Genomic DNA, 3326 nt, shown 5'->3' with positions numbered 1-3326 from the left:
TCGCGGGTGCCAGCGCCCCGGCGACCGCGATGACCAGCGCCGCCAGCGACAGCAGGGCCAGCCGCGCCGGCGGGAACACCTGGGCGAAGCTGGCCGGCACGCCGGTGTGCGCGGTGGCCGCCATCGCGCCGACGGTCGCGGCGTTCAGGGCGACCGCGGCCGGGGCCGCGATCACCGCCGCCAGCACCGCGGGCGCGATGACCCAGCAGGTCACCATCGTGAGCACCTGGCCGGGGCGCATGCCGAGGGCCTTGAAGATGCCGAGGTCGTGCACGCGGTCCCTGGTGGTCATCAGGACCGTGTTGAGCACCCCGAGGCCCGCGGCGACCGCGACCATCAGCGCGAGCAGGCCGAGCAGGCCGATCGCGACCGGATAGAAGTCGCCGATGTCAGGGGCGGTCGCCGCCCACGGGCTCTGGCTGCCGAGCGCCCGGTCCACCGCCTGCATGTAGCCGCCGGGGCTCGTGCCCGGCCGCAGCCCCACGTCGTACTGCTGCAGGTCCTCGCCGTTGGCGATGCCGGGCAGGGTCCGCGCGCCGGCGAACAGCTGGGGGTTGCCTGACGGCTGGAAAACCTCGCCGACGATGCGCACGACCGCCTGCGCGGTGCCCGTGCTGACGGTCGCGGTGTCGCCGACGGCCAGGCCGCTCGCGTCCAGGAACGTGGTGTTGACGTCGACCTCGCCTGGCGCGTCGTACCAGCGGCCGGCGATGACGCCGTACCCGGTCCAGGAGGCGTCGCCGCCGAATACGTTCGCGAACACGTTCTGCGTGATCCCCGCGACCTTGACTGGCGCGCCGTACACCGCGACCTCGTGCAGCGTGCCCGGCTGGGCGGCGAGCGCGGCCGTCACCGCGGCGTCCTGGGCAGCGGTGGGAAACGGCGGCGGGCCGCTTCCCGGCCCGGCCTGCGCGGCGCCCGGGCCGAGCTGCTGGATTTGCACAGGGACCGTGGCGGACAGCGCCTGGCTGGCCGCCGCCCGGTTCAGCGAGGAGTTCAGCCCGACCGCGAAGATCACGGCGGTGGCGCCGAACGCGATCGCGGCCAGCGTCACCATCGTGCGCGCGGGCCTGGCGAACGGCGCCGCGAGGCCGAGGCCGGCCGGGCGCGGCAGGCCCAGCCGGGCGGCGAGCCGGTGCGCGGCGTACCCGCGGCCCGTCCTGGGCGCGCGGCCCGCGGCGATCGCCGTCGCGGCCGGCAGCCGGCCCGCGCGCAGCGCGGGGCCGAACGCGGCGAGCATGGTCAGCGCGAGCATCCCGGCCGGCGCGGCGACCGACGCCCACGGCGGAACCTGCTGGCTGCCGACGCCGTAGGCGCCGGCCGAGTCCGCCAGCACGGGGATCGCGAGCACGCTGCCCGCCGCGACGCCCGCCAGGCACCCGCACACGGCAGGCCAGCCGATCCGGCTCAGGTACACGGCCACGACCTGAGCCGGGCTCAGGCCGACGCTCTTCAGCACGCCGATCCTGTGATACCCGGCGACCACCGCGCCGCTGACCACGTTACCGGCGATGAGCACCGCCATCACGAGGCCGATCAGCGCGAACGCGACCACGAACGGCTCCATGATCGCCGCGTTTCCCTCGGCGGCGGCCTGCGCGGCGAGCCAGGAGCCGGCCCCGGCGACGGCTCCGGCGGGCAGCGCCCTGGTGATCTCGGCTATGTCGGCGCGGACCTGCGGGTAGCCGCCCGCGCGGGCGAATGAGTACAGCAGCTGCTCGCTCGCGGGCACGCCGGGCGCTCGCAGCGCGGCGATCTCGCCGGGGGTGACCCAGCCGTCGGCGGTGCTCGTGACCGAGTTGGCGAAGCCGACCACGACCAGGGACGGCGTTCCCGGCACGCCGGTGACGGACAGGGCGCTGCCCAGCGGCGTGCCGCCCGGGGCGCCGGACCTGCCGCGCACGCTCCGCCCGCCGAAGGCGTCGAGCACCACCTGGCCCGGGCCGTCCGGCCAGTGCCCGGCGTACAGCACCAGGTCGTCGACCGGACCGCCAGGGGAGGCACGCCCGGCGAGGGTGAGCTGCCCGGACGGCTGTCCGCCTGCGCTGACGCTGACCGTGGCCTGCGCGAACGGCCCGGCCGTCGCGATGACCCCTGGCAGGGCGCGGGTGCGCGCCAGGTCCGCGGGACTGGCGCGCACCGCGCTCACGGTGACGGCGACGTCCGCCCCGTGCTGGGCGGCGAACGCCCGCTGGAACGGGCCGTTGCTGACCGCGAGCAGCGCGAGGCCGAGCGTGGCCGAGGCGGTGGAGACGGCAAGGACCGCGCCGATGACGACCGACTGCACCGTGTGCCGTCGCATGCCGCCCGCGGCGGTCCTGACCGCGCCTGACCCGCTCACGCCTGCACCGCCGCGCCCGCCGCCACGACCCGGCCGTCAGCAAGCCGCACGGTGCGGGCGGCGTACCGGCGGGCCAGGGCCGGGTCGTGGGTGACAAGGACCAGCGTCTGCCCGGCGGCGTTGAGCCCGCGAAGCAGCCGGCCGATCTCCTGGCCGGCGGCGCTGTCCAGCGCCCCGGTCGGCTCGTCGGCGAGCAGCAGTTCCGGGGAGTTCACCAGCGCCCGCGCGATCGCCACCCGCTGCCGCTCGCCGCCCGACAGCCTCGCCGGGTAGGCGTCGCGGTGCCGCTCGATCCGCAGCGCCGTCAGCAGCTCGGCGGTCCTGGCCCTGGCCGCGGCGGTCCGCATCCCGGCAAGCTGGGCGGGCAGCAGCACGTTGTCAGCGACGGTCAGGTCGTCGAGCAGGTTGAAGAACTGGAAGATCATGCCGATCTCGCGCCGCCGGAACCGGGCCACGCCGGTCTCGCTCAGCGTGTCGATCCGCTGGCCAGCGACGACGATCGCGCCGGAGGTGGGCCGGTCCAGGCCCGCGACCAGGTTGAGCAGCGTCGACTTGCCGCTGCCGGACGGCCCCATCACCGCCACCGACTCGCCGGGCGCGACAGCCAGGCAGACGTCGTCGACGGCAGCGCTGCCGCCATCGTCATAGCGCTTCGTGACCCCGCTGAGCTGTATGAGAGCGTTCATGATCGGCAACCTAGGGGGAACGACCAGCCGTCGGCGTCGGCCGCCGGATGCAACTGGGCGTGCCGGTCATCCTTCTGATGTACGCGGCTCCGCCCCGTAGCGGACGGCAGCCGGCGGCAGCGGTATCACAATGGGGAGATGCGTGAGGATCGGACTGCCGGCGCACCTGGCTGGCCACGTCAGCTCGTAGCGTTCGCGCGCTCGGATGAGCCGAGGGCCACGTTGTCCAGGCGCGCAGTCGCCTTCGACATCGCGATCGCGGGCGTGTTCCTGGCGGCGTCGCTGGCCAGCGGGGTGGT

At 75.4% G+C, this 3326-nt stretch carries 2 protein-coding genes; both read right to left on the bottom strand.

Features of this window, described 5'->3' with window-relative positions; translation table 11 throughout:
* Nucleotides 1–2341, bottom strand: a 2341-nt coding sequence (locus Q1N79_RS24915) for an FtsX-like permease family protein (RefSeq protein ID WP_300612999.1), incomplete at its 3' end; no start/stop codon positions are given.
* Nucleotides 2338–3027: an ABC transporter ATP-binding protein gene (locus tag Q1N79_RS24910; RefSeq protein WP_300612997.1), complete on the bottom strand. Its 690-nt coding sequence runs from the start codon at nt 3025–3027 to the stop codon at nt 2338–2340. The genes Q1N79_RS24915 and Q1N79_RS24910, both read right to left, overlap by 4 nt.
* Between the last annotated feature and the right edge of the window lie 299 nt (nt 3028–3326).

The organism is Trebonia sp., assembly GCF_030042015.1.
In the GTDB taxonomy this organism is placed as follows: Bacteria; Actinomycetota; Actinomycetes; order Streptosporangiales; family Streptosporangiaceae; genus Trebonia.
This window is presented reverse-complemented; position numbering and strand designations above follow the sequence as displayed.

What these genes read in the sequence shown, in the direction of transcription:
- Q1N79_RS24910 (WP_300612997.1), bottom strand. Translation starts at nt 3,027, where the DNA reads ATGAACGCTCTCATACAGCTCAGCGGGGTCACGAAGCGCTATGACGAT.